Genomic DNA, 25067 nt, shown 5'->3' with positions numbered 1-25067 from the left:
GGCCGGGTTGGCCCGCCGCGAAGATAGGATAGACGCATGGCGCGATCCGCGACGATCGCCATTGTCGGCCGACCCAATGTCGGCAAATCGACGCTGTTCAACCGGCTGGTCGGCAAGCGCTTGGCGCTGGTCGACGACCAGCCAGGCGTGACGCGCGACCGGCGCGAGGGCGATGGCAAGCTGCTCGGCCTGGAATTTCTGATCGTCGATACCGCGGGGTTCGAGGATCAAGACGCGGCCACGCTGCCCGGCCGGATGCGCGTGCAAACCGAAAAGGCGGTGCGCGAAGCCGATGCGGCGCTGTTCATGATCGACGCGCGCGCGGGCGTGACCCCGCTTGACGAAGAAATTGCGCGCTGGCTGCGCAGCGAAGACACGCCGATCATCCTGTGCGCCAACAAGGCCGAAGGCAAGCAGGGCGAGGCGGGGCTGATGGAGGCCTATTCGCTCGGCTTCGAATCGCCGATTGCACTCAGTGCCGAGCATGGCGAGGGACTGGTCGATCTGTTCGACGCGCTGCGCCCGATCGTCGAACCCTTCATGGACGCCGACGAAGAGGCGGTCGGCGAAGATGCGGACGAGGATGCGCCGCTCGGCCCGCTCAAGCTCGCGATCGTCGGGCGGCCCAATGCGGGCAAATCGACGCTCATCAACCGGATGATCGGTGAAGACCGACTGATTACCGGACCCGAGGCCGGGATCACGCGCGATTCTATCCGCGTCGACTGGCAATGGGAAAAGGATGGCGAGGTCCATCCGATCCAGCTTTTTGACACCGCGGGGATGCGCAAGCGGGCGAAGGTTCAGGACAAGCTGGAAAAGCTGTCGGTGGCCGACGCGCTGCACGCGGTCGATTTCGCCGAGGTCGTCGTGCTGCTTCTTGACGCCACAAAGGGGCTGGAGGCGCAGGATCTGCGCATCGCCGACCGCGTGCTGGAGGAAGGGCGTGCGCTGATCATCGCGCTCAACAAATGGGACGTCGCCGAAGACCCGTCGTCGCTGTTCAACGGCGTCCGTGCGGCGCTCGACGACGGGCTCAGCCAGATCAAGGGCGTGCCGCTGCTCAGCATTTCGGGCGCAACGGGGAAGGGGATCGACACGCTGGTCCGCGTCGCCTTTGAACAGCGCGCGATCTGGACCAACCGTGTCTCGACCGCGAAGCTCAACCGCTGGTTCGAACGCGCGGTAGACGCCAATCCGCCGCCGGCGCCGGGCGGCAAGCGGATCAAGCTGCGCTACATGACGCAGGCGCGTACGCGTCCGCCGACCTTCATCATCTTCGGAAGCCGGACCGATTCCCTGCCCGCCAGCTACCAGCGCTATCTGGTCAACGGGATGCGCAAGGAACTGGGGTTCCAAGGCGTGCCGATCCGCATCAATTTCCGCAACACGCGCAACCCCTATGACGAATAACGCTGCGGGCACATCGGCGGCGCTGACCGTCGATGCGCGCGGCATGCGCTGCCCCTGGCCGGCGTTGCGGCTCGCCCGCGCGATGCGCGCCGCTCAGGATGTCGTGCTGATCGCCGACGACCCCAACGCCGCGCGCGAAGTTGCGGCGCTTGCCGCCGAACAGGGCTGGCGGATCGATGACGCCGGGACGATGAGCGACGCCGCGCGTTGGCGCGTCCGGCGCGACTGACCCGTTTCGGGGCGATTCGGCGGTGTCCGCTTTGCGCGCGTAACCTCTTTTTTACCGACTTCGGTGCATGTGCAGGACGGGACCACGGACCAGACTGAACACCGAGGGACGGAAAATTGGACGAGATCCTGGTCGATTGGAGTGAATTTCGCGCGACTCGCACCCAGTTGGGGGCGGCATTCGTGCGGATTCTGGGCTATTTTCGCGAGGACGGCATCAAGTCGGTCGCCGCGATCGAAGAGGCGATGCGCGCGCGCAGCGCCGGCGGCCTCGTCATGCCTGCCCATACGCTCAAGAGCGAGGCGCGCCAGTTCGGCGCCGAACGGCTCGGCGCGCTGGCCGAAGATATCGAAATGTTCGCGCGCCACTGCGTCGAGGCGCAGGTCAGCCCGGAAGAATATCTGCCGCGCGTCGTCGAACTGCGCCCGCTGTTCGAGGAAACGCTGACCGCGCTCGAACGCGAAGCGAACCCGCTCGTCCAGCGCCGCCCGACTTTCGGCCGCGCCGTCAGCTAAGCGCTGGACCTTCGGCCAGCGCACGCCGCATCGGTTGTCGCTGCCAGCGCGACAGGCTGCGCCAAAGCCATTCGAGCGGGCCATATTCGAAACGCTCAAGCCAGGGCTTCGACCACAGCAGCATCGCCGCCCACATGGCGAAGCAGAAGAGGTAGAGCGCCGCGCGCGGCACGCTGTCGAACAGCGCCAGCCCATAGCCGTAGAAGATCGTCGTCATCACCACCGACGTCGCGAGATAGTTGGTGAAGGCCATGCGTCCGGTGGCCGCAAGCCGGGCGCGCAGCGCAGGCGATGCCGCGGTCCTGATGAGCAGCATGATGAGCGCGGCCCAGCCGACCGTCATCACGAAATCGAACGGGGTCGACCAGACGAGTGCCGCACCGAACACCGTGACGGTACCGAAACCCGTGGCTGCGCTATGCCAGGCCAGCAGCGCGAGCGGCGGCGCGGATGACAGGAAGGCCGCGATCGCCCATTTGCGATAGCGCGCGGCGACCCATTCGCCCGTCAGCATCCGCGCCCTGAACAGCGCCATGCCGATCAGCATCAGCGCCATGCTTTCCCAAAGGAACAGCATCACCTGTGTCAGCGGTTCGAGCGCACCCGCGCCGAACCGCATCCCCGCGATCGCGCCGTAGCTTCCCAGATAATGGGCGACATCCCTGGCATAGTCGGGCGAGTCCGGACCCATCATCGCGTTGAATTGCGCCATCTGTTCCCGCGCCTCGGCGGCCGCAGTGCCGGGCAATTGCCCCGCTTCGAGCAGCGTCATCGACAGCCACATCGATCCCATCAGCGCCATCGCGACCAGCAGGAAGCCCGCCGCCCACCAAAGCAGCGCGCGCACCGACAGACCGCGGAACAGGAAGAGCAGCAGGCCGCAGACGGCATAAAGCGACAATATGTCGCCGAACCAGATGAAATAGAAATGCGCGAGGCCAAAGAGGCCGAGCCACAGCATCCGCGCATAATGCGTCGCCGCCGCGCTGCGGCCCGCCGCCTCGGCGCGCTCGATCACCAGCAGCGTGCTCGCCCCGAAGAGCATCGAGAACAGGCCGCGCATCTTCGAATCGACGAAGACGAAATTGAACGCCCATGCGGCAAGGTCCGCCCTGCCCGGCGCGCCGCCCGCGGCGGGGTTGAAATAGGCGCTCATCGGCATCGCAAAGGCGACGATGTTCATTGCCAATATGCCCATCACCGCAACGCCGCGAATCGCGTCGAGGCTTTCGTACCGGTCGGTCATGCTTCGTCCCCCAACACGTCTATCGCCGAGGCCGACGGCCGCGTCCAGCGGCTTGTCCGGCCCGCACATACCGGCCATTCACGATATATTGACATTTGTGTCAGTAGTGACTAGATCGAGACTTCACGGCCCCAACCGCAAGAGATACGCTATGACCGCTATCCCGCTGATCCACCCCGACCGCACCGACACCGGCTTTCGCCCGCTGAAGGCGCTGCACCATTTCCGCAAGCTGATCGCCGACAAGGAGGACACCGAACAGGTGTTTCACATTCTCGACGCGCTGCGCGACAATCGGTTCAAACGGTCGGTCGCGCGTTTCTTTGCGACCGCGGAAGGTCAGAAGGTCCTAGCCGATCGCCCCTATCTGCCGGCGATGCTCGACGATCATGACGCGCTGCGCAAATTGCCCGAAGGCAGCGTCGGTCGCGTCTATGTCGATTTCATGGAACGCGAAGGGCTGACCGCGCAGGGACTTGTCGATGAATCGATGAAGTTCCGCCGCACCAAGCCGCGCTTCGACGATATGGTGGAGCTTTATGGCGACCGGCTGCGCGACACGCACGACCTCTTCCACATCCTGACCGGCTATGGCCGCGACGCGCTGGGCGAACAATGCGTGCTTGCCTTCTCGTACAGCCAGACGCCAAGCTGGGGAACACTGTTCATCGCCTGGGCGGGCGCGCGCGAGATCCGCAAGGGTTTCGGCAGCCGCTACCCGATCTACGGTGCGGTCCGCGAAGGCCAGCGTATCGGCCGCGTCGCACAGCAGATCGCCTTTCAGAATATCGAGGCGCTGCTGGCCGAACCGATCGACGCGGCGCGCCAGCGTCTGGGGATCGCCGAGCCGAAAATCTACAAGCAGGTCCACGCGATGATGCGCGCCGATGGGGTCGATCCCTATGACCTGCTCGGTACCAAAGAGGCCGCCGAAGCGGCGACGCAGCCCGAACTCGCGCAGGCGGCCTGAACGCCGCTTGCTCTTGCTCAGCCGCCCAATCGGGCGATCAGGGCCTGCGCCGCTGCAGGATTGCGCACCTTGGCGCCCGCGATAAAGAAGACATAAGCGTCGCGCTCGCCGGCCGCCCAAGCCTTCGCGCGCGCCTCCCAATGGTCGAGCGCCGCCTCGTCGTAGCCCGTCGCGACATCGTCGCGGCTGCGCTGCAGCCGCGCATAGCTGAAGTCCGCCGTCGCCTCGTCGATGCACGGGAATTCGTCGCTGTCGGCGAAGACGATCGCCATGTTGCGCTCGCGCGCCAGGTCGACGAAGGCGGCGTCGCGAAAGCTCTCGTGCCGCACCTCGAGTGCGTGGCGCAGCGGTAGCCCGTCCTGGCTTTCGGGCAGCAGGTCGAGGAAGCGCGCGAAATCATCGCGATCGAAGGTCTTGGTCGCCATGAACTGCCACAATATCGGCCCGAGCCGGTCGCCAAGGCGCGTCAGTCCCTGCGTCAGAAATTTCTCGACCGACGCCGCGCCATCGGCGAGCTGCTTGCGATTGGTGCAGAAGCGTGACGCCTTGACGCTGAATTTGAACCCGTCGGGGACCGCGGCCGCCCAATTGGCGAAGCTTTCGGGCTTCTGGCTGCCATAATAGGTGCCGTTGATTTCGATCGCGGTCAGATGCTGCCCGGCATAGTCGAGCTCGCGCTTTTGCGGATGTTTCGGCGGATAGAAGGTGCCCCGCCACGGTTCGTAGGTCCAGCCGCCGATGCCGATGTGGATGGTCATGAGTCGGTCACCTCCGCGCAAAATGGAGCGTCGTCATTGCGAGGAGCGAAGCGACGCGGCAATCCCCAGCCATCGTCTCGCACGACCGGTCGCCGGAGATTGCTTCGCTACGCTCGCAATGACGACCTAGGCAAGCGCTGCGTCAGCCCCCATCAGCGCCGGGAAAAAGCCCTCATGCGCCTCGCGTAGCTCGGCGAGCGTCACCGAAAAATCGCTCTCGGGCAGTTCGAAGACGATGCGGTCCTTGATCGTCCGACCAAGCGGATCGACCGGCACGTCGGCGCGGTTCGCAGCGTCGAGGAAGTCGGCGAGGCAGGTGTCGCAGACGGTGACGAGATAGAGGCCCTGATCCTCGCCGAAAAAGCTTTCGGCAATACCGAAGGGCTGTTCCTCGCTGACGAGCACGCCAATGCCTGATTTCAGGGCCATTTCGGCGAGTGCAACCGCGACGCCGCCGTCCGACACATCGTGGCAGGCGGTGATCCAGCCGGCGTTGATTGAGTGGCGGATGAAATCGCCGGTGCGCTTTTCGGCGCGCAGGTCGACCGGCGGCGGCGGGCCTTCCTCGCGACCGAGGATTTCGCGCAGCCAGACCGACTGGCCGAGGTGGCCGGCGCGCTCGCCGACCGCGAGCACGATATCGCCGGTGCGCTTGAAGCCGATGCCGACGGCCTTCGACAGATCGTCGATCACGCCGACGCCGCCGATCGCGGGGGTGGGCAGGATCGCGCTGCCGCCGCCGGTCGCCTTGCTCTCGTTATAGAGGCTGACATTGCCCGAGACGATCGGATAGTCGAGCGCGCGGCACGCCTGGCCCATGCCGTCGAGGCACCCGGTGATTTGCCCCATGATCTCGGGGCGCTGCGGATTGGCGAAGTTGAGGCAGTTGGTGATCGCGAGCGGGGTCGCGCCGACCGCGCTGATGTTGCGCCAGGTTTCGGCGACCGCCTGCTTGCCGCCCTCGACCGGGTCGGCATAGCAATAGCGCGGGGTGCAGTCGGTGCTCATCGCGAGCGCGCGGCCCGTGCCATGGATGCGGACGAGCGCTGCGTCGCCGCCGATCTGCACCGTGTCGCCGCCGACCTGGCTGTCATATTGTTCGTAGATCCAGCGGCGGCTTGCGATGTCGGGCGATCCCATGAGCGTCTTGAGGTCGGCCGCGACATCGGCGGTTTCGGGGACGTCGGTCAGGTCGGGCTGCTTCGGCGTCGGAACGTGCGGCCGGTCATAGAGCGGCGCATCGTCGGCGAGCGGGGCGAGCGGGATGTCGCAGACGATCTCGCCATGATGTTCCAGCACCATGCGCCCCGTATCGGTGACGGTGCCGATAACCGCGAAGTCGAGTTCCCATTTCTCGAAGATCGCCTTCGCAAACTCTTCCTTGCCGGGCTTCAGGACCATCAGCATGCGTTCCTGGCTCTCGGACAGCATCATTTCATAGGCGGTCATGCCGGTTTCGCGCTGCGGCACATCGTCCATCTTGAGGTGGAGGCCGACGCCGCCCTTCGACGCCATTTCGACCGACGAGGAGGTGAGTCCCGCAGCGCCCATGTCCTGGATCGCGACGATCGCGTCCGACGCCATCAGCTCGAGGCATGCCTCGATCAGCAGCTTCTCCGTAAAGGGATCGCCGACCTGCACCGTGGGGCGCTTCTCCTCGGCATCCTCGCCGAAGTCGGCCGACGCCATCGTTGCGCCGTGGATGCCGTCGCGGCCGGTTTTCGATCCGACATAGACGATCGGATTGCCCACGCCGCTGGCGGCCGAATAGAAGATCTTGTCCTGCTCTGCGACGCCGACGGTCATCGCGTTGACCAGGATGTTGCCGTCATAGGCTTTGTGGAAATTGACCTCGCCGCCGACGGTCGGAACGCCAACGCAATTGCCGTAGCCGCCGATGCCGTGGACGACGCCCGAGATGAGATGCTTCATCTTCGGATGGTCGGGGCGGCCGAAGCGCAGCGCGTTGAGGTTCGCGACCGGACGCGCACCCATCGTGAAGACGTCGCGCAGGATGCCGCCGACCCCGGTCGCCGCGCCCTGATAGGGTTCGATGTACGAGGGGTGGTTGTGGCTCTCCATCTTGAAGATCGCCGCGAGCTTCGTGCCGTCGGGACCTTCGCCGATGTCGATGACGCCGGCATTTTCGCCGGGGCCGCAGATCACCCACGGCGCCTCGGTCGGCAGTTTCTTGAGGTGGAGGCGCGAGCTTTTGTAGCTGCAATGCTCGGACCACATGACCGAAAAGATGCCGAGTTCGACAAGGTTCGGTTCGCGCCCCAGCGCGGCGAGGACGCGCTCATATTCTTCCGGAGACAGGCCATGGTCGGCGACGATCTCGGGGGTGATGACGGAGGCGGGCGCGCTTGCTGTCTGAGTCATGGCGCGCCTTTAGCGATGTACGCGCGAAACGAACAGACCCCACGATGCTTTTCGCACCATGGGGTCCGGGTCGGAGAGGTGTCTCAGCGCGCGGCGAGCGTCACTGCCGCTTTCCCGAGCGGTTCGACGTCGCGCAGCGAGAAATTGACCTGCTGGGTGCCGACGGTGCCGCGCACGCGGTGAGTGCCGACGCGCAGCTTGAACGGCTTGCCGCTCTTCTCCTCGATCCCGCTGATGATGCGATAGCCGTCGGTTTCGGTCACCGAATAGGCATATACATGGCCGGCATGTTCGAAACGCTGCTGCGCCGGTTCGGCAGCCGCGACAAAGGCGGGCGCCAGCGCGGCGGCGGCGAACGCGGGAAATAGGATAATTTTCATCGTGCAAGTCCTTGTCTTGATGAACAAAACTTGCCTTTAAGCCCCTCTTTATTGTGCGCCGCAGCATGACGGCGCGCGCACGGCGCAGCAATTGCAAAAAACTTTATCGGGATTGCAAAAGGAGGCTGCGTTTCAGGTGGTGCGCGGCGCGACGGTCAGCACGATCCAGGCCGCCGCGCCGGCGGCGAGGCCGGTCGCGACGCTGCCCCAGGCGATGTCGAGCAGCGTCACCTTGGTCGACCAGATCTTCATCGTGGCATGATTGGTGAGGTCGTAGGTCATGTAGCAGAAGAAGCCGAACAGCGCCCCCCATTGCGCCGCGACCTGCCAACGCCCGGCCTCGATCGCGGGGGCGACCGCGAAAATCTGGATGCCCAGCATATAGAGGGCGTAGAAGATCAGCGCGGGCGCGGGCCGCCATCCGTCCATAAGCAACGTACCGATTTCGGGGCGGTAGACCGCGGGCACCATCGTGCGGAGCCACAAGGCGTCGAGCAGGCCGAAAAGGATCGCGGTGGCGACATAGCCGATCGCGTAATGGATCATGTCGAGGCCTCCTCCTGCACCATCACGACAGCGCGGTTCGCGCCCGCCCACGCCGCGACGAGCGCAAGGACGATATAGGCGGCGAGCATCGTCAGCGGGATTTCGATCGAATAGTCGGGCGCCTTGGCGCCGAACCAGTCGACCGCCTGGACCGCCGCGAGCAAGCCGCCGAGGATCCACAATCGCCGGTTGCCGGTCGGCGCGCTGGTCCGGCGTGCATAATAGATCATCGCTGCGGCGGTCAGTCCGATCTCGAGCGGCATTTCGGCGAGCGGATAATTCCACAGCCCGAACCCGAGTTTCGGCGGCGCGCCATAGAGGGTGAGGTCGGGGATATGGACGATCAGGTCGGCGAACCAGTGCGAAACGACGACCAGTGCCGTCAGCAACGCCGCCTCCCGCCGCCGGGTAATCGCCCCGACCAGCGCGCCGAACGCCGCACCCCACAGCAGCGCGCCGAGCAGGCTGTGCGTGTAGGGCATGTGATAGAGGTCCATCGGGTTCATCGCCGTGATGCCGGGAACGACGCGCATCGCCTCGCCCCCCGGGATCAGCAGCGCGGCGAAGCCGATATCGACGAGTTGCGCCGCCACGAACAGCGTTCCGAGCCCCGGGGCCCTGGGCCGGGTGGCGGCGACGAGCGCCGGGGCGAAATGGCCGACGAACATGACGGCGATGCTATCGACGAAAAGGGCGACGTCAAGCTTGACCGCAGCGCCCTTCGCGGGCCAAAGCTGGGGGATGACGGATACCCCCGATACCGCCGCTGCCGCCGATATTGCGGCGCTGTCCTTCGAAGCCGCGATGGGCGAACTCGAAACCATCGTCCGCCGCCTCGAAAGCGGTGATGTCAGCCTCGAGGAATCGGTGGCGCTGTACGAACGCGGCCATGCCCTGCGCGCGCACTGCGAAGCGCGGCTTGCCGCGGCGCAGGCGCGCATCGAGCAGGTCGGGCTCGGCGCCGACGGACAGCCCGCCGGAACCAAGCCTTTCGGCGAAGGCTGAGGCGCGGTGGCACTGGCCGAGGGGGCAATGCAGAATTCTTCCGATCTTCTCCGCAATGCGCTGGTCGAAGTGGCGGCGGGCATCGACGCGCTGTTCGATCGCCTGCTGGCGGTCCCGCAAGACCCGCGCGCGCGCCTCTATGAAGCGATGCGCCATGCTGCGATCGGCGGCGGCAAGCGGCTGCGCCCGCTGCTGGTCTGCGCGGCGGCGGACCTATTCCATGTCGACCGTCAGCTCAGCCTGCGCGTCGGCGCCGCGGTCGAGGCGATGCATGTCTATTCGCTGATCCACGATGACCTGCCGTGCATGGACGATGACGATCTGCGGCGCGGCAAGCCGACCGTGCACAAGGCGTTCGACGATGCGACCGCGGTGCTGGCGGGCGATTCGCTGCATGCGCTCGCCTTCGAATGGCTGATCGATCCGGCGACGCATGCCGATCCTTTCGTGCGCAGCGAGCTTGTTCGCGAACTCGCACTGGCCGCCGGACCGGCGGGCATGGCGGGCGGGCAGATGATGGACCTGATGGCCGAAACGTCGAATTTCGACCTGCCGACGGTGACACGGCTGCAACAGCTCAAAACCGGCGCCCTCATCGGCTTTTCGGTCGAGGCGGGGGCTATCCTCGCGCGTATTCCGGCCGAAGGGCGGCGCCCGCTGCGCGGCTATGCGCGCGACATCGGCCTCGCGTTCCAGATCGCCGACGACATCATGGACGTCGAGGGCGACGAGGCGCTGGCCGGCAAGGCGCTGCACAAGGACGCGGATGCGGGCAAGGCGACCTTCGTCACGCTGATGGGGATCGACCGCGCGCGCGAACAGGCCGGGCTGCTCGTCGATCAGGCAATTGCGCATCTGGCCGGTTTCGGCGAAGAGGCGGCGCTGCTGCGCGCGATCGCGCGCTTTGTGGTGGAAAGGGACCGTTGATGCGCATTGGGGTTTATCCCGGAACCTTCGACCCGATCACGCTCGGCCATATGGACATCATCCGCCGCGGCGCCAAGCTGGTCGATCGGCTGGTAATCGGGGTGACGACCAATATCACCAAATCGCCGATGTTCGACGACGAGGAACGGCTGGCAATGGTCCGCCGCGAGGTAGAAGGGATCGATGGCGACATTCGCGTCGTCGGCTTCAATTCGCTGCTGATGGACTTTGCCGAGCGCGAGGGGGCGACGGTGATCGTCCGCGGGCTGCGCGCCGTCGCCGATTTCGAATATGAATATCAGATGGCGGGGATGAACCAGCAGCTCAACAACCGCGTCGAAACCGTGTTTTTGATGGCCGACGTCAGCCTGCAGCCGATCGCGTCGCGGCTGGTCAAGGAAATCGCGATCTTCGGCGGCGACATCCACAAATTCGTTACCCCCGCCGTTCGCGATGCCGTCGTCGCGCGGATATCCGAACGCGGACTTCGCCAGGGCGAGGGCTGATCCCGTCGCCGGCAATCCGATCATTGAGCGTTCAGCTTTTTCCCGCTAGGTCGCGCCAACGGGGCGCGAAGCAGTTTTTGATAGAGGCCTGACCCAGCATGAAGATGATTATCCGACCCATGGTCCTGACGGCGCTTGCGTTCGGGCTCGCGCTTCCCGCCATGGCGCAGGAGGCCCCGGCGACGACGGACCCCGTGGCGGCCGCCGCACCCGCAACCGAAGCGGCGCCGGCAACCGATACCGCGACCGAAGCCGCGCCGACGATCAAGCCCGAGCAATATCTGGGCAATCCCGAATATATGCTCAACCTCGACCTTTCGACCGGCGGCCGCGTCGTGGTGCAGCTTTATCCCGATGTCGCGCCGCATCACGTCGAACGCGTCAAGCAGCTTGCGCGGGCCGGCTTTTACGACGGGGTGAAGTTTCACCGCGTGATCGACGGCTTTATGGCGCAGACGGGCGATCCGACCGCGACGGGGCAGGGTGGATCGGAGCTTCCCGACCTCAAGGCCGAGTTCAACGATACGCCGCATCTGCGCGGTACCGTGTCGATGGCGCGTGCGCAGAGCCCCGACAGCGCGAACAGCCAGTTCTTCATCATGCTGCAGCCGCGCTTCAGCCTCGACCATAATTACACCGCCTTCGGCCGCGTCGTGTCGGGCATGCAATTCGTCGATGCCGTGCAAAAGGGCGAGCCGCCGGCGGTGATGTCCCGCATGGTCCAGGTGTCGGTGGCCGCCGACAACAAGCCGATGCCGCCGGCATCGATGCTGACCGAGGATCAGCCGGCAAAGCCCGCCACGGATATCACGGCCGATCAGCTCAACGCGCCGATCCAGCGCTGACCTTGCCGCACGCGCGATCCTGATAATGCGCGTCGACGCATTCGATTTCGATCTGCCGCCCGAGCGCATCGCGCTCCGTCCGGCGCGTCCGCGCGATGCGGCACGCATGCTCGTCGTGGTGGGCGGTGCGATGACCGATGCCGGGGTGCGCGACCTGCCACGATGGCTGCGGCCGGGCGACTGTCTGGTCTTCAACGATACCCGCGTCATTCCCGCCCAGCTCGAAGGGCGTCGCGGCGATGCGCGCATCGGCGCCACGCTCCACAAGCGGATCGACCTTCGCCGCTGGCAGGCGTTCGTCCGCAACGCCAAGCGGCTGCGCATCGGCGAGACGGTCGATTTCGGCGCAGGCGTCGGCGCACTCGCCGAGGACCGGCTGGCCGACGGCAGCTTCATCCTCTTCTTCCCGGGCGAAGAGCCGGTCGAGCTGCTGCTCGAACGCGCGGGCACGATGCCGCTGCCGCCCTATATTGCGGGCAAGCGCGCCACGGACGATGCCGACCGCAGCGATTATCAGACGATGTTCGCGCAAAAGGACGGCGCCGTCGCCGCGCCGACCGCGGCCTTGCACTTCACGCCCGATCTGCTCGCGGCGCTCGGCGCGGCGGGGATCGAGAGCGAGACGCTGACGCTGCACGTCGGCGCGGGCACCTTTCTGCCGGTCAAGGCCGACGATACCGAAGATCATGTCATGCACGCCGAATGGGGGGTGATCGATTCCGCGACCGCCGAGCGGCTGAACGCGGTGCGCGCCCGCGGCAACCGGGTCATAGCGGTCGGCACCACCAGCCTGCGCCTGCTCGAAAGCGCGGCGGGCGAGGAGGGGGTAATCCGGCCCTTCGAAGGCGATACGGCGATCTTCATCACCCCCGGCTACCGCTTCCGCGCCATCGACGGACTGATGACGAACTTCCACCTGCCGCGATCGACCTTGTTCATGTTGGTCAGTGCGCTGATGGGATTGGAGACGATGCAGGCGGCCTATGCGCATGCGATTGCCGGTGGATACCGGTTCTACAGCTACGGCGATTCGAGCTTGCTCCTACCCTGAACGGGACAATTTTCCGCGGCCGGGAAGCGGATATTTACATTATGGCAAGGCATTGGCCCCAAATATCTCCGCTAGTGGGGACCAGCACGAGTGTCGTTGTAATCATGCCATTTCGCGGGGACGGGGAACATGTCGATGGGGGCGCTGCGACGGGTAGTCGCGGCTTGCTCGGCAAGTTCGGCGCGCGCGCCGCGCGTTCGGGCGCTGAAGCGATCCCCAATCTGCATACCCGCGAAGCGCTGCTGCTGCTCCAGAATTACGAGGAAAGCGGCCGCGGCTGGTTCTGGTCGACCGATACCCAGGGCCGGCTGACCTATATCACCGATGCCGTCGCGCGCCTGATGGGCCGGTCGAGCGGCGAACTGCTCGGCACGCCGCTCACCGATCTGTTCCTGCCGCCCGAAAGCCATGGCGATCGGCAGCGCACGCTGCCGTTCCTGCTGACGCGCCAGTCCAAATTCGACGATCTGCCCCTGCGCAGCGCCTTTGAGGGCGATGATCGCTGGTGGGCGATTTCGGGGCGGCCGCACCATGACGATCGGGGCAATTTCTGCGGCTATCGCGGCAGCGGCACCGACATCACCGCGCAGCGCCGATCGGCCGAGGATGCTTCGCGGCTCGCGCTCTATGATTCGCTGACCGGACTCGCCAACCGTTTTCACATCTCCAAAAAGCTCGACACGACGCTCGCGGCCTTTTCGCAGCAGCAGCGGAGCTGCGCGATCATGCTGCTCGACCTCGACCGCTTCAAGCAGGTCAACGACACGCTCGGTCACCCGGCGGGCGATGCGCTGCTCAAGCAGGTTGCCGAGCGATTGCTCAAGATCGTCGGCGACAAGGAGATGGTCAGCCGGTTGGGCGGCGACGAATTCCAGATCATCCTGCCCGATATCGAGGATCGCGGGCGCCTCGGCGATATGGCCGCCGACATTATCGGCAGCCTGTCGCAGCCCTATTCGGTCGAAGGCAGCCGCTGCATCATCGGCGCGTCGGTCGGGGTCGCGATCGCGCCCTTCGATGGACAGTCGAGCGAGGATCTGGTGCGCAACGCCGATCTTGCGCTTTATGCCGCAAAGGGCAACGGGCGCGGCCGGTTCCGCTTCTATTCGAGCGACCTGCATCAATCGGCCGAGGATCGCCGCGCGCTGGAGGAGGACCTGCGCGACGCGCTGGCGCGCGGGCAGATGGAGTTGACCTATCAGCCAGTCGTCAATGCCAAGAGCAATATGGTGACCGGCGTCGAGGCGCTGCTGCGCTGGAACCATCCCGACCGCGGCCCGATCTCGCCCGCACTGTTCATCCCGATCGCCGAAGAGGCCAATCTGATCTGGCCGCTCGGCGAATGGGTGCTGCGCAAGGCGTGCGAGGATGCTGCGCGCTGGCCGGGCGACTTGCGTGTCGCGGTCAATGTGTCGGCGATCCAGTTCGCCAATGGAGACCTGCCCAAGATTATCACCAGCGCGCTGTCCAACGCCGGACTGCCCGCCGACCGGCTCGAACTCGAAATCACCGAAAGCGTATTCCTGGCCGATTCCAGCGAGACGGCGCGGATGTTCACGGCGCTGAAGGCGCTTGGCGTGCGGCTGGCGCTCGACGATTTCGGAACCGGCTATTCGTCGCTCGGCTATCTGCAATCGGCGCCGTTCGACAAGATCAAGATCGACCAGAGCTTCGTGCGCGGTGCGACCGTAAAGGGATCGCGCAATGCGGCGATCATTGCGGCAATCGTCGCGCTCGCCGAAGCGCTCGACATGGAAACGACGGCAGAAGGCATCGAATCGCTCGATCAGCTCGACCTGATCCGCAAACTCAACGTCAGTCACGTCCAGGGTTATGTCTACAGCAAACCGGTCGCCAATGCCGAACTGGTGGAGCGTACCGAGGGCGGCGCGTGGACGATCAAGCCGTCGGGCCCGGCGCGTCAGCGCAACGACCGCTTCCAGATGTTCCGCAAGGTGCATGCGATTCACGACAATCATCGCTACGCGGTGGTGATCCGCAACCTGTCGCGCACCGGCGCCTTCATCGAGGGAATTCTGGATGTTCCGGTCGGGACGCAATTTGTGATCGACTTCGGCGAAGGCCAGCTCGCGACGGCGACGGTGCGGCGCTCGATCAATCATCAGCAGGGCATCGAATTCGAACAATCGATGGTCAGCGACGGCAATGGCGGGCTCTGCACCCGCCACCGCGTCTCCCCCTATCTGATCGCGGCGGTGAGCCAGCAGGCTGCGAATACGCTCGTCCTGCCGGCGTTCAGCACCTCGAGCGACTGGAAGGCCGCCTGAACCGGGAACCGCGCCGCGCGTCGGTCGTTCTACCTCCGATCCCATTCACGGAACGGAGACCATCATGGCTGAGACGAAGATTTTCGCGCGGCTGAAGGCCGACCACGACCGCCACCGCGACCTGCTGGCGCGCATCGACGAGACCCACGGCGACAGCGACGAGCGCCGCACCTTGTTCGAGGCGTTCCGCGTCGAAGTGACCGCGCACGCCGCGTCGGAGGAAATGTCGCTCTATGCGACGATGCTCGCCAAGCCTGAACTGCGCGACGATGCGCAGCACAGCGTGTCGGAGCATAAGGAGATCGAGGATTTCCTGACCGAGCTTTACGAAATGGATTTTGCCTCGACCGGCTGGCTCACCCGCTTTCGCACGATGAAGGACCGCTATCTTCATCATATCGACGAGGAAGAGGAAGAGATGTTCCCGGAGGCCGAGAAGGATCTTTCGGAGGCGAAGAAGCAGGAATTGCTCGCCATCTTCGAAAAGGAAAAGCCGAAGGAAAAGGCCAAGGCGGCCGAGGAAGAACCGTCGAGCGAGCACGAGCGCGCCTAGGCGGAGGTCTCTGTTTGCCGGACAGCGTTGCGGCGTCCTTGGCGCTCTGACCTCGACTTTCGGCGCCGTCCCCGTCATAGGCGCGCGCCATGACCGACAGATTCGCTTTTCAGGTCGCCGCGACCGACGGCGCCGCGCGTACCGGCGTGATCCGGATGCAGCGCGGCGATATTCGCACCCCCGCCTTCATGCCGGTGGGTACCGCCGCGACGGTGAAGGCGATGCGCCCGGCCGAAGTACGCGCGACGGGCGCCGACATCATTCTTGGCAACACCTATCATCTGATGCTGCGTCCCGGCGCTGAGCGCATGGCCCGCCTCGGCGGGCTGCACGATTTCATGGGCTGGGACCGGCCGATCCTGACCGACAGCGGAGGCTATCAGGTGATGAGCCTCTCGGCGCTGACCAAGCAGAGCGAAGAGGGCGTGGCGTTCAAGAGCCATCTGGACGGATCGCGGCACATGCTGACCCCCGAACGATCGATGGAAATCCAGCGACTGCTCGGCAGCGATATCGTCATGGCATTCGACGAATGCCCGCCGAACGGCGTCGATGCCAAGCGCGCCGAGGCGAGTATGGAGCGGTCGATGCGCTGGGCAGCGCGCAGCCGCGTGGGCTTCGACGCGGGCGAGGCGCACGCCGCGCGGTCGGCGCTTTTCGGGATCCAGCAGGGATCACTCGACGAAAAGCTGCGCGCGCGATCGGCCGAGGCGCTAATCGACATCGGTTTCGACGGCTATGCGATCGGCGGGCTGGCGGTCGGTGAGGGACAGGAGGCGATGTTCGGGGTGCTTGATTTTGCGCCCGGCCAGCTTCCCGCCGACAAGCCGCGCTATCTGATGGGGGTGGGCAAGCCTGACGATCTGGTGGGAGCGGTCGCGCGCGGGATCGACATGTTCGATTGCGTGCTGCCGACGCGCTCGGGCCGCAACGGGCAGGCCTTCACCTGGGACGGGCCGCTCAACATCCGCAACGCCAAATATGCCGAGGATCTGGGGCCGCTCGATGCGTCGTGCGACTGCCCCGTCTGCACGACCTGGTCGCGCGCCTATCTCCACCATCTCGTCCGGTCGGGCGAGATGCTGGGCGCCATGCTGATGACGCAGCATAATCTGCATTTCTATCAGGCGTTGATGCAGGCGATGCGCGACGCCATTGCCGAAGGCTGTTTCGCCGCCTTCCAGAGCGATTTCGCGGCGCGATACCACCGCTGAAAAATCAGTCGAGCTTGTTCAGAAGGTCGAGCATGGATTGCGGGATCGTTTCGTCGATCGCCGACTCATAGGCGCGCCGAAGCGCAAGATTGACATCCTGCGCCTTTCTGGGGAGCTTTTTCTCGGCGTCTTTCCCGGCGGCCTTTTCGGGCGACGAGCCGGCCTTAGACGTCATTATCGTTGCTTCCTTGCGACATGGGCCCCGTTGCTAACCGCGCCTTCACCAAACTGCAATGGCGCGTTTGTTCCTTCCCTATGAAACCAAATTGCGGCTAAATCGTTCCCATCAAGTGAAATTATGTCGGGGGCGCACGCATTTCCTTGCCGGACCCTCGATATTCTGCGGGTTTTCAAGCGGGTTCATCGTCCGCATGTGGAGGTAATATATGTCCTTGGGTCAGGCGATCGCGCCGCATCTTCCCTATCTGCGGCGCTATGGCCGCGCGATTTCCGGAAGCCAGCCGGCGGGCGATGCGCTGGTGGCACGCTTGCTCGAAACGCTGGTGGCCAACCCGGCCACAGTCGATCTCGATCATGATTTGCGCGTCCAGCTCTATCGCATGGTCCATGATAATTTCGGCCTCGTCGCCGAACAGGCGGCCGCGAACGACGATGGCGCCTCGCCCGAAATCGCGATCGCCGACGCGCGGCTCCGCCGTATCCCCTCGCTCGCACGCCAGGCGCTGCTGCTCACCGCGGTCGAAGGCTTTGATGCCGAGGATACAGGGAGGATCATCGGCCGCGACACCGATGCCGTGAACGCCCTGATTGCAGAGGCGACCGAGGAAATCGAACGCCAGACGCGCGCGCGCATCCTGATCATCGAGGATGAACCGATCATCGCGATGGACATCGAAATGATCGTCCGCGATCTGGGGCACGACGTCGTCGCGGTGGCGACCACCCACGCCGAGGCGGTGGCCGAAGCGCAGACGCACAAGCCGGGCCTGGTCCTCGCCGACATTCAGCTCGCCGACAATAGTTCGGGCATCGAGGCGGTGCAGGAAATCCTGACCGGCATGAACGTGCCGGTGATCTTCATCACCGCCTTCCCCGAACGACTGCTCACAGGCGACCGTCCCGAACCGGCTTTCCTGCTGACCAAACCCTATCAGCCGGCCACGCTCCGCGCCGCGATTTCGCAGGTACTGTTCTTTGACGAAAGCACCGTTCCGGCCTGACCTTTTGTCAGTGAGGGTTGCGAGCGCCGGTTGAGCAGGCGATAGCGGCGGGCGATGACAGCCGCCCGCCAGTCCGCGCTCGACCGCCTGACCGCCAACGCCCCGTTTCTCGCGCGGCTCGCGGAGCTTTATCCCGACGACGTGGCGCGCTTTCTGGCCGATGGGGCCGATGCGGCGCTGCCGCCGGTGGCGCTGCCAGCGGCGGACGACGACATCATGCCAGCGCTGCGCCGGTGGCGCGGGCGCACGGCGCTGCTGCTCGCGCTCGGCGATCTGTCGGGCGAGCATGATGTGGCGGCAACGACGCGCCACCTCTCCGCCTTTGCCGATGCCGCCTGCGACGCGGCGCTGGCCGCAGCCTTTGCCGAGCGCGTCCCCGGAGAGGCGCCGCGCGGGATTGCCGTCATTGCGCTCGGCAAGCTCGGCAGCCACGAACTCAACTATTCGTCGGACATCGACCCGATCCTGATCTTCGACCCCGACACCATGCCGCGCCGCTCGCGCGACGACCCCGATGAGGCGGCGGTGCGGATCGCGCGGCGGATGGTCGAAATCCTGTCGGCGCGTACTGCCGATGGCCATGTGTTGCGCGTCGATTTGCGCCTGCGCCCGCACCCCGAAGTGACGCCGATCGTCCTGCCCGAAAGCGCCGCCATATCCTATTATGAGTCGGAGGCGCTGGCATGGGAGCAGGCGGCCTTCATCCGTTCGCGTGCGTCGGCGGGCGACCGCGCGCTCGGGGAGCATTTCCTCGACGCGATCCAGCCCTTCATCTGGCGGCGCAGCCTCGATTTCCGCCAGCTCAAGGAAATCGGCGCGATGAGCGACCGCATCCGCGACCATTTCGCGCAAGGGCAGGCATTCGGCCCGGGTTTCGATCTCAAGCGCGGCCGCGGCGGCATTCGCGAGATCGAATTTTTCGCGCAGGTTCACCAGCTCATCTACGGCGGGCGCGATCCGTCGCTGCGCGTGCCGGCGACGGTGGACGCGCTCGCTGCGCTCGCCGGAGCAGGACGGATCGATGCCGATATCGCGACGCGGCTTGCCGATCATTATGCGGTGCTGCGGCGGATCGAACACCGGTTGCAGATGATCGAGGATCAGCAAACGCACAGCCTGCCGGTCCAGCCCGTCGCGCTCGACGCTGTGGCGCGGCTCGACGGAGCGCCCAACGGCGCCGCGCTGCTCGCCGCGCTCGAACCTGTGGTTACCGATGTCGGCGCCGTCTACGACCGGCTGGTGGCCGAACGCGCGGTGGCGCGCGGGCTGCCGATGGGCGAGGGGGAGCTGGCGGGGGCGCTCGCCGCGGCGGGGTTCGATCCGCCCGACGCCGCGCTGCGCACCATCACCGAATGGCGCGGCGGCAAGGCGCGCGCGCTGCGCAGCCCGGCAGCACTCGAGGCGCTGGAGACGGTGCTCCCCGAACTCGTTCGGGCGCTCGGCGCGGCACCCGATCCCGACGCGGCGCTCGTCCGCTTCGACAAGCTGGTGGGGGGGCTGCCCAGTGCGGTGGGCTTCTTTCATCTGCTCGCGGCGCAGCCCGCGCTGGCGAAAATCGCGACGCGCATCCTCGCGCTCGCGCCCGCGCTCTCCGATGCGCTCGCGGCGCGCGTCGAGCTGATCGAGGGGCTGATCGACGCGCGCGCGTTCGAGGCACCGGCCAGCAAGACCGAACTGCTCGCCGAATGGGCGCCGACGCTTGCCGGTCTCGATTATGAGCGGTTGCTCGACCGCGTGCGCGACCGGGTGGGCGAGCGGCGTTTTGCCTATGGCGTACAACTGATCGCGGGATCGACCGACCCGCTGATCGTCGCGCGCGGTTATGCCGATCTGGCCGAAGCGGCGTTGCAGGTGCTCGCCGACGCCACGGTTGCCGAATTCGTCGTCGCGCACGGCCGCGTTCCGAACAGCGAACTGGTCGTGCTCGCGCTCGGGCGGCTTGGCGGCAGCGCGCTGACCCATGCCTCCGACCTCGATCTCATCTATCTGTTCACCGGCGACCATCTCGCGGAATCGGACGGGCTGCGGCCGCTCGGCGCCACGACCTATTACAACCGGCTTGCGCAGCGGGTGACGGCGGCGATGTCGGTACCGACCGCGGCGGGCAAGCTCTACGACGTCGATGTCCGGCTCCGCCCGTCGGGCGCGCAAGGGCCGCTGGTGGTCACGGTCGACAGCTTCGACCGCTATCAGCGGGAGGAGGCGTGGACGTGGGAGCATATGGCGCTGCTGCGCGCGCGCGCTGTCTATGGCTCCGACGCGGCGCGCGCCGAGGTGGGCCGCGTGATCGAAAAGGTCCTGACGGCGCCGCGCGACCGGGCCGCGGTCGTCGCTGACGCCGCGACGATGCGCGATAAGATCGCCGCGCATAAGCCGCCGCAGGGCGCGCTCGACATCAAGGGCGGCCCCGGTGGGCTCGTCGATCTGGAATTTGCCATGCAGACCGAGCAACTGGCGAGCGGGCGCTGTCGCGATCCGCATATCCCGACCGCGCTCGCCTGCCTGGAAGCAGCGGCATTGGCGCCGACCGGAATGGGGACGGCGCATGCGCTGCTTGCGCGGATGCTCGTCATGCTGCGACTGACCGCGCCCGAAGGCGCCCCCGCCAACGCGGCGGCGCGCAAACTGGTCGCCAGCGCCTGCGGCGAACCGGGCTGGCCGCAACTGCTTGCCGCGCACGATGCGGCGCGGCAGGAGGTCGGCGACTGGTGGGCCGCGATTCGGTCCGCCGCGCCCCAGAAGGAGAAGGACGAATGAGCGCACTCGCGATCGGAGACGATATTCCGGCCGGCACGCTTGCCGATGCCGACGGCGCAGAGATCGACCTCAAGGCGCTGAAGGGGGCGCCGCTGGTCGTCTATTTCTATCCCAAGGCGGATACGCCGGGCTGCACCACCGAGGCGCAGGATTTCACCCGGCTCGCACCCGATTTCGCGCATCTGAATGCGCAGGTGATCGCGGTGTCGCGCGACGCGCCGGCGAAGCTGTGCAAGTTTCGCGACAAATATGGTCTGACCGTGCGGCTCGCCTCCGACGAGGACGGCAGCGTGTGCGAAGCCTTTGGCACCTGGGTCGAAAAGCAGAATTATGGCCGCACCTATATGGGAATCGAACGCTCGACCTTCCTGTTCGGGGCCGATGGCAAGCTCGCCCGCGAATGGCGCAAGGTGCGCGTGAAGGGCCATGCCGATGCGGTGCTGGAGGCGGCAAAGACGCTCTGATGCAAAGCCTGGGCGAAGCGGCGCGCGCGGTCCTGCTGACGGCGGACCCGCACGACAAGCGCCGCGCGGCGCGGGCGTTGGCGCGGGCGTGGCGCCGCGGCGCGCTTGCCCAGCGCTGCGACGTGGCGATGCCGGATCAGCCCGCCTGGCCGGCCGAGCCCGCGCTGCTGCCGCCGAACCAAATGCCGCGCCGCCGCAAGGGCGGCTCCGAGCGGGGTCGCATCGCGATGCTCCATGCGCTGGCGCATATCGAATTCGTCGCGATCGATCTGGCGGTCGATCTGTTGGGGCGCTTCGGCGACCGCTTCCCGCGCGGCTTCGTCGATGACTGGATCGCCGTCGCGGCCGACGAGGCGATGCATTTCGCGCTGCTCGAGCGGCGCCTGCGCACGCTTGGCAGTCACTATGGCGCGCTGCCCGCCCATGCAGGCCTGTGGGAAGCGGCGGCGGCGACCGCCGACGATCCGCTCGCGCGGCTGGCGATTGTGCCAATGGTGCTGGAGGCGCGCGGCCTCGACGTGACGCCCGCCACCGTCACGCGCTTCCGCGCCCAAGGCGACGAGGCTTCGGCAAAGATATTGGAGCGCATTTATACCGACGAGATCCGGCATGTGAGCGCCGGCACTGTCTGGTTCAACTGGATGTGCTACGAATTGGGATTCGCCCCGGCGCCGACATGGCAAACCCTCGTGAAATCGCGATTTCGCGGGGTGCTGAAGCCGCCGTTCAACGACTCGGCGCGCCGGGATGCCGGTTTAACGCAAGAATACTACGCTGTTATTGCTTCGTAAGGATCGCCCACGCAGTAACCATCGCGGGCAAGGGAATAATCCCATCCACGAGAAACAACCGGCGCCGACACCGCCGTAAAACGGGTCGGCGACAAGGCGATAGCGGGGTCGATACGTGCGAAACGCTTCTCTGGGGCAAAAGTTCCGATTTGGTCTTGTTTTCGGTGCCTTGGCACTGACAGGCATGACTGTTCCGGCTGCACATGCGGTCGAAGGCAGCAGCGACGCGGGCATCGTCGTCCCCGACGAACCCGATGAGGACAGCGTCCCGGGGGCACCGACGCAGCGCGACGACAGCGAAGCCTATGCGATTTTTCAGGCGTGGAAGCGTCTCGACACGGGGCTGACGGCCAATATTGGCATCGCGATCCCGTCGCGCCGTCCGATCGAGCAGATGTCGCTCTCGTCTTCGTATGGCATGCGCGTCCACCCGATTACCGGCAAGCTCGCGCGTCACAATGGCGTCGACATTCCGGCGCCTTATGGCACCCCCATCTACGCCACCGCCGACGGCATTGTCGGCCGCGCCCAGCGCCTCGGCGGCTACGGCAATTATGTCGAAATCGAACATGGCAACGCGATCGAGACGCGCTACGGCCATATGTCGTCCTTCGTCGTGCAGCCCGGGCAGCAGGTGAAGAAGGGCGATGTCATCGGCTATGTCGGTTCGACCGGCCGCTCGACCGGCAACCATCTCCATTACGAAGTCCGCATCGACGGCGAACCGGTCAACCCGATGCCGTTCGTGCGGTCGGATTCGATGACGATCGCGGCGCTCACCGGCGACAAGCTGGCCATGGGCGGTCCCGAGTAACAGTTTCTCTGGGTCGGAGAGGAGGGGCGTCCCCAGGCCAGCGGCCGGGGCGCCCTTTTCTTTTGGGGCTAGCAATCCTATCTTCACAGGATGGCCACGCAGATCGACGATATCACCCTGTCTCCCGCCGCTGCGGCGCGCGTCCGCTGGATCGCCGAACGCAAGGGCGGCGTGGAACCTGCACTGCGCCTTGCAGTCGACGGCGGCGGCTGTTCGGGCTTCACCTATCGCTTCGGTCTGGCTGAAAGCATCGACGCCGATGACCGCGTCACCGAAACCGACGGGGTCAAGCTGGTGGTCGATTCGATCAGCCTCGATCTGTTGCGCGGCTGCATCGTCGATTTTGTCGATTCGCTCGGCGGATCTTCGTTCAAGGTCGAAAATCCCAACGCCGCCTCGGGCTGCGGTTGCGGCTCCAGCTTCTCGATCTGACGCCTTTCTAAGCGGCGCGCTTCCTGCCATAGCGGGGCGATGAAAGTCGCCACCTTCAACATCAACGGGATCAAGGCGCGGATGCCGCGTCTTGTCGAATGGCTCGATGAAACGCAGCCCGATGTCGTCTGCCTGCAGGAACTGAAATCGAGCGACGAAACGATGCCGACCAAGGAGATCGAGGCGGCGGGCTACGGCTTCCTCTATCACGGGCAAAAAGGCTTCAACGGCGTCGCAATCCTCGCCAAGGGGACCGATCCGGTCGAAGTGCAGCGCGGACTCGCCGGCGAGGCCGAGGACGAACAGTCACGTTATCTGGAGGCGGATGTTTTCGGCGTCCGCATCGGGGCGATCTATCTTCCCAACGGCAATCCGCATCCCGGCCCCAAATTCGATTACAAGCTGCGCTGGATGGCCCGGCTGCGCGAACGCGCGAAGGCGCTGCTCGCAAGCGAAATTCCCGCGATCCTGGCAGGCGACTATAATGTCATCCCACACGATGACGATGTGTGGGACGTGCGCGGCATGGCGGACGATGCGCTCATGCAGCCCGAATCGCGCGACGCGTGGTTCCGAATTCTCGGCGATGGCTGGACCGATGCGATCCGCAGCCGCCATCCGGCCGGGCATGTCTGGACCTTCTGGGATTATCAGGCCGGCGGGTGGCAGCGCGACCATGGTTTCCGCATCGACCATCTGCTGCTAAGCCCCGCGATGGCCGACCGCCTGATCGATGCGCAGGTCGACAAGGCGTATCGCGGCCGCGAAAAGGCGAGCGACCACGCGCCAACCTGGGCCACCTTTGCATGACGCCGCTGTCCGCCGATCAACTGGCGGACGTCCCGCTCTTCGCCGGACTGGGTGACGCCGAACGCGACGAACTTGCGACCGCCTTTGCGCCGCGCCACTTCGCCGACGGCGAGGCGATCCTGATCCAGAACGAGCGCGCCGACGGTCTCTATCTGATCGCGGACGGCCGCGTCGAAATCGGCAAACGGCTGCCCGGTGGCGGGCTCGCCACGCTGGCCCAGGCCGGGCCGGGCGAGGTGATCGGCGACATGGCGCTGATCGGCCGCGATCTTCGGCGGTCGGCGATGGGCATCGCGCGCGGGCCGGTGGCGACCTGGCACCTGCCGGCCGAACAATTTCGCGCCGCGCTGGCGCAGCTTCGGCCGGCATCGCTGCAATTGCAGGCGGCCCTCGGCCGTGCGATCGCGCAGCGCATCCAGGGGAAGACCGGCGACATTGCCGCGCTCCTCGAGCGCTGGCCGGACAGTTTTGCCGCCCGCCCGCAGCGCGCGCTCCCGCCTGTCGCCGAAGATGATTTCGCCGCCGAAGCCTTTCTGGCGCGGCTGCCCTGCTGCGCGGCGATGAGCGCGGCCCAGCGGCTCGCTTTCTGGAATGCCGGTCGCCGTGTCGATGTGGCCGCCGATCGCGATCTGGCCGCGCCGGGCGGCGATCCCGCGTGCATCTGGCTTGTCGTGCGCGGCGCGGTGCGCAGCGCGCTGCCGCATCGCGCGGGCATTTACCAGCTCACCGTGACCGGACCGGGGCAACTCGTCGGGCTGGCCCCCGCGCTGTTGGACAGCCCGCACGACCGGGTGCTGCGTAGCAGCGAGCAGACCACGCTGCTGGCTTTCGATCACGCGATCTTTTCCGAACTGCTGGCGACCGGCGACAGCCTAGCGCGCGAGCTCGGTACGTCGGTCAACGCCGATCTCGTGACCGCGCTCGATACGCTCGATCAGGTCGAGGCCCGGATCGTGGCGATGCGCCGCGGACATTCCGTCGCCGCTTAGG

The 25067-nt window shown here is 65.9% G+C and carries 27 protein-coding genes; 20 read left to right on the top strand and 7 right to left on the bottom strand.

What is annotated here, in order from left to right; translation table 11 throughout:
• Nucleotides 1-36 precede the first annotated feature (36 nt).
• The 3 genes from der (at nt 37) to MU856_RS12530 (ending at nt 2157) form a co-directional block, all read left to right on the top strand.
• The gene (der, locus tag MU856_RS12540; protein ID WP_003040578.1) at nt 37-1413 is read left to right on the top strand and encodes a ribosome biogenesis GTPase Der; all 1377 of its coding nucleotides are present in this window, start codon (nt 37-39) and stop codon (nt 1411-1413) included.
• On the top strand, nt 1403-1642 hold the full coding sequence (locus MU856_RS12535) for a sulfurtransferase TusA family protein (RefSeq protein WP_263587692.1): 240 nt from the start codon (nt 1403-1405) through the stop codon (nt 1640-1642). Before der ends, MU856_RS12535 begins: the two co-directional genes overlap by 11 nt.
• 116 nt (nt 1643-1758) lie before the next feature.
• A complete protein-coding gene (locus MU856_RS12530; protein ID WP_186402590.1) occupies nt 1759-2157 on the top strand; it encodes an Hpt domain-containing protein in 399 nt (132 codons plus the stop codon).
• Here MU856_RS12530 and MU856_RS12525 read toward each other — a convergent pair.
• Nucleotides 2150-3403 carry a DUF418 domain-containing protein gene (locus MU856_RS12525; RefSeq protein ID WP_263587691.1) on the bottom strand — a complete coding sequence of 418 codons (1254 nt, stop codon included), beginning with the start codon at nt 3401-3403 and terminating at the stop codon, nt 2150-2152. The two genes, MU856_RS12530 and MU856_RS12525, sit on opposite strands and share 8 nt — an antisense overlap.
• A gap of 151 nt (nt 3404-3554) precedes the next feature.
• Between MU856_RS12525 and MU856_RS12520 the strand changes: the two genes are divergently transcribed.
• A complete protein-coding gene (locus MU856_RS12520; RefSeq protein WP_062900682.1) occupies nt 3555-4373 on the top strand; it encodes a Coq4 family protein in 819 nt (272 codons plus the stop codon).
• A gap of 17 nt (nt 4374-4390) precedes the next feature.
• On the opposite strand, the gene MU856_RS12515 is transcribed toward MU856_RS12520, so the two are convergent.
• The 5 genes from MU856_RS12515 to MU856_RS12495 all read right to left on the bottom strand — a co-directional run bounded on the left by MU856_RS12515 (nt 4391) and on the right by MU856_RS12495 (nt 9107).
• Nucleotides 4391-5131: a DUF72 domain-containing protein gene (locus tag MU856_RS12515; protein WP_186402592.1), complete on the bottom strand. Its 741-nt coding sequence runs from the start codon at nt 5129-5131 to the stop codon at nt 4391-4393.
• Nucleotides 5132-5257: 126 nt separating this feature from the next.
• Nucleotides 5258-7513 (bottom strand): phosphoribosylformylglycinamidine synthase subunit PurL, encoded by a 2256-nt coding sequence (gene purL / locus MU856_RS12510; RefSeq protein WP_186402593.1) that lies wholly within the window; start codon nt 7511-7513, stop codon nt 5258-5260.
• A gap of 83 nt (nt 7514-7596) precedes the next feature.
• Nucleotides 7597-7893, bottom strand: a complete 297-nt coding sequence (locus MU856_RS12505) for a hypothetical protein (protein ID WP_263587690.1) — start codon at nt 7891-7893, stop codon at nt 7597-7599.
• 132 nt (nt 7894-8025) lie between these two features.
• On the bottom strand, nt 8026-8439 hold the full coding sequence (locus tag MU856_RS12500) for a DUF2177 family protein (RefSeq protein ID WP_062900678.1): 414 nt from the start codon (nt 8437-8439) through the stop codon (nt 8026-8028).
• The gene (locus MU856_RS12495; RefSeq protein WP_263587689.1) at nt 8436-9107 is read right to left on the bottom strand and encodes a hypothetical protein; all 672 of its coding nucleotides are present in this window, start codon (nt 9105-9107) and stop codon (nt 8436-8438) included. Before MU856_RS12495 ends, MU856_RS12500 begins: the two co-directional genes overlap by 4 nt.
• A gap of 73 nt (nt 9108-9180) precedes the next feature.
• Here MU856_RS12495 and MU856_RS12490 point away from each other — a divergent pair, with 73 nt between their 5' ends.
• The 8 genes from MU856_RS12490 to tgt all read left to right on the top strand — a co-directional run bounded on the left by MU856_RS12490 (nt 9181) and on the right by tgt (nt 16828).
• Nucleotides 9181-9444: an exodeoxyribonuclease VII small subunit gene (locus tag MU856_RS12490; RefSeq protein ID WP_058813173.1), complete on the top strand. Its 264-nt coding sequence runs from the start codon at nt 9181-9183 to the stop codon at nt 9442-9444.
• Between the two features lie 27 nt (nt 9445-9471).
• Nucleotides 9472-10371: a polyprenyl synthetase family protein gene (locus tag MU856_RS12485; RefSeq protein ID WP_062900676.1), complete on the top strand. Its 900-nt coding sequence runs from the start codon at nt 9472-9474 to the stop codon at nt 10369-10371.
• Nucleotides 10371-10877: a pantetheine-phosphate adenylyltransferase gene (gene coaD / locus MU856_RS12480; protein WP_003040543.1), complete on the top strand. Its 507-nt coding sequence runs from the start codon at nt 10371-10373 to the stop codon at nt 10875-10877. Before MU856_RS12485 ends, coaD begins: the two co-directional genes overlap by 1 nt.
• Before the next feature lie 98 nt (nt 10878-10975).
• Complete coding sequence (locus MU856_RS12475) at nt 10976-11722, top strand: peptidylprolyl isomerase (RefSeq protein WP_263587688.1); 747 nt, start codon at nt 10976-10978, stop codon at nt 11720-11722.
• Nucleotides 11723-11747: 25 nt separating this feature from the next.
• Nucleotides 11748-12773, top strand: coding sequence for a tRNA preQ1(34) S-adenosylmethionine ribosyltransferase-isomerase QueA (gene queA / locus MU856_RS12470; protein WP_186402595.1), 1026 nt, complete (start codon nt 11748-11750; stop codon nt 12771-12773).
• 104 nt (nt 12774-12877) lie between these two features.
• Entirely contained in the window at nt 12878-15061 is a 2184-nt protein-coding gene (locus MU856_RS12465; RefSeq protein ID WP_263587687.1) for a putative bifunctional diguanylate cyclase/phosphodiesterase, read from the top strand.
• Between the two features lie 64 nt (nt 15062-15125).
• On the top strand, nt 15126-15614 hold the full coding sequence (locus tag MU856_RS12460) for a hemerythrin domain-containing protein (RefSeq protein WP_003040526.1): 489 nt from the start codon (nt 15126-15128) through the stop codon (nt 15612-15614).
• Between the two features lie 89 nt (nt 15615-15703).
• Entirely contained in the window at nt 15704-16828 is a 1125-nt protein-coding gene (gene tgt / locus MU856_RS12455; protein ID WP_062900673.1) for a tRNA guanosine(34) transglycosylase Tgt, read from the top strand.
• Between the two features lie 4 nt (nt 16829-16832).
• On the opposite strand, the gene MU856_RS12450 is transcribed toward tgt, so the two are convergent.
• A complete protein-coding gene (locus MU856_RS12450) occupies nt 16833-17003 on the bottom strand; it encodes a NepR family anti-sigma factor (RefSeq protein ID WP_156000915.1) in 171 nt (56 codons plus the stop codon).
• Nucleotides 17004-17214: 211 nt separating this feature from the next.
• Here MU856_RS12450 and MU856_RS12445 point away from each other — a divergent pair, with 211 nt between their 5' ends.
• The 8 genes from MU856_RS12445 to MU856_RS12410 all read left to right on the top strand — a co-directional run bounded on the left by MU856_RS12445 (nt 17215) and on the right by MU856_RS12410 (nt 25066).
• Nucleotides 17215-18009 (top strand): response regulator, encoded by a 795-nt coding sequence (locus tag MU856_RS12445; RefSeq protein ID WP_062900672.1) that lies wholly within the window; start codon nt 17215-17217, stop codon nt 18007-18009.
• Between the two features lie 54 nt (nt 18010-18063).
• Nucleotides 18064-20766: a bifunctional [glutamine synthetase] adenylyltransferase/[glutamine synthetase]-adenylyl-L-tyrosine phosphorylase gene (locus MU856_RS12440; protein WP_062900671.1), complete on the top strand. Its 2703-nt coding sequence runs from the start codon at nt 18064-18066 to the stop codon at nt 20764-20766.
• On the top strand, nt 20763-21230 hold the full coding sequence (locus MU856_RS12435) for a peroxiredoxin (protein WP_186402598.1): 468 nt from the start codon (nt 20763-20765) through the stop codon (nt 21228-21230). The genes MU856_RS12440 and MU856_RS12435 overlap by 4 nt, the downstream gene beginning before the upstream one ends.
• Nucleotides 21230-22021 carry a ferritin-like domain-containing protein gene (locus MU856_RS12430; protein WP_263587686.1) on the top strand — a complete coding sequence of 264 codons (792 nt, stop codon included), beginning with the start codon at nt 21230-21232 and terminating at the stop codon, nt 22019-22021. The genes MU856_RS12435 and MU856_RS12430 overlap by 1 nt, the downstream gene beginning before the upstream one ends.
• Nucleotides 22022-22205: 184 nt before the next feature.
• The gene (locus MU856_RS12425) at nt 22206-22835 is read left to right on the top strand and encodes a M23 family metallopeptidase (RefSeq protein ID WP_003040511.1); all 630 of its coding nucleotides are present in this window, start codon (nt 22206-22208) and stop codon (nt 22833-22835) included.
• Nucleotides 22836-22925: 90 nt separating this feature from the next.
• Nucleotides 22926-23267: an iron-sulfur cluster insertion protein ErpA gene (gene erpA / locus MU856_RS12420; protein ID WP_040589381.1), complete on the top strand. Its 342-nt coding sequence runs from the start codon at nt 22926-22928 to the stop codon at nt 23265-23267.
• Between the two features lie 39 nt (nt 23268-23306).
• Nucleotides 23307-24077, top strand: a complete 771-nt coding sequence (gene xth / locus MU856_RS12415; protein WP_062900668.1) for an exodeoxyribonuclease III — start codon at nt 23307-23309, stop codon at nt 24075-24077.
• Nucleotides 24074-25066 carry a cyclic nucleotide-binding domain-containing protein gene (locus MU856_RS12410; protein ID WP_186402600.1) on the top strand — a complete coding sequence of 331 codons (993 nt, stop codon included), beginning with the start codon at nt 24074-24076 and terminating at the stop codon, nt 25064-25066. Before xth ends, MU856_RS12410 begins: the two co-directional genes overlap by 4 nt.
• The last annotated feature ends 1 nt before the right edge of the window (nt 25067 follow it).

Origin of the sequence: Sphingopyxis sp. GC21 (assembly GCF_025727575.1) — a bacterium.
In the GTDB taxonomy this organism is placed as follows: domain Bacteria; phylum Pseudomonadota; class Alphaproteobacteria; order Sphingomonadales; family Sphingomonadaceae; genus Sphingopyxis; species Sphingopyxis terrae_A.
This window is presented reverse-complemented; position numbering and strand designations above follow the sequence as displayed.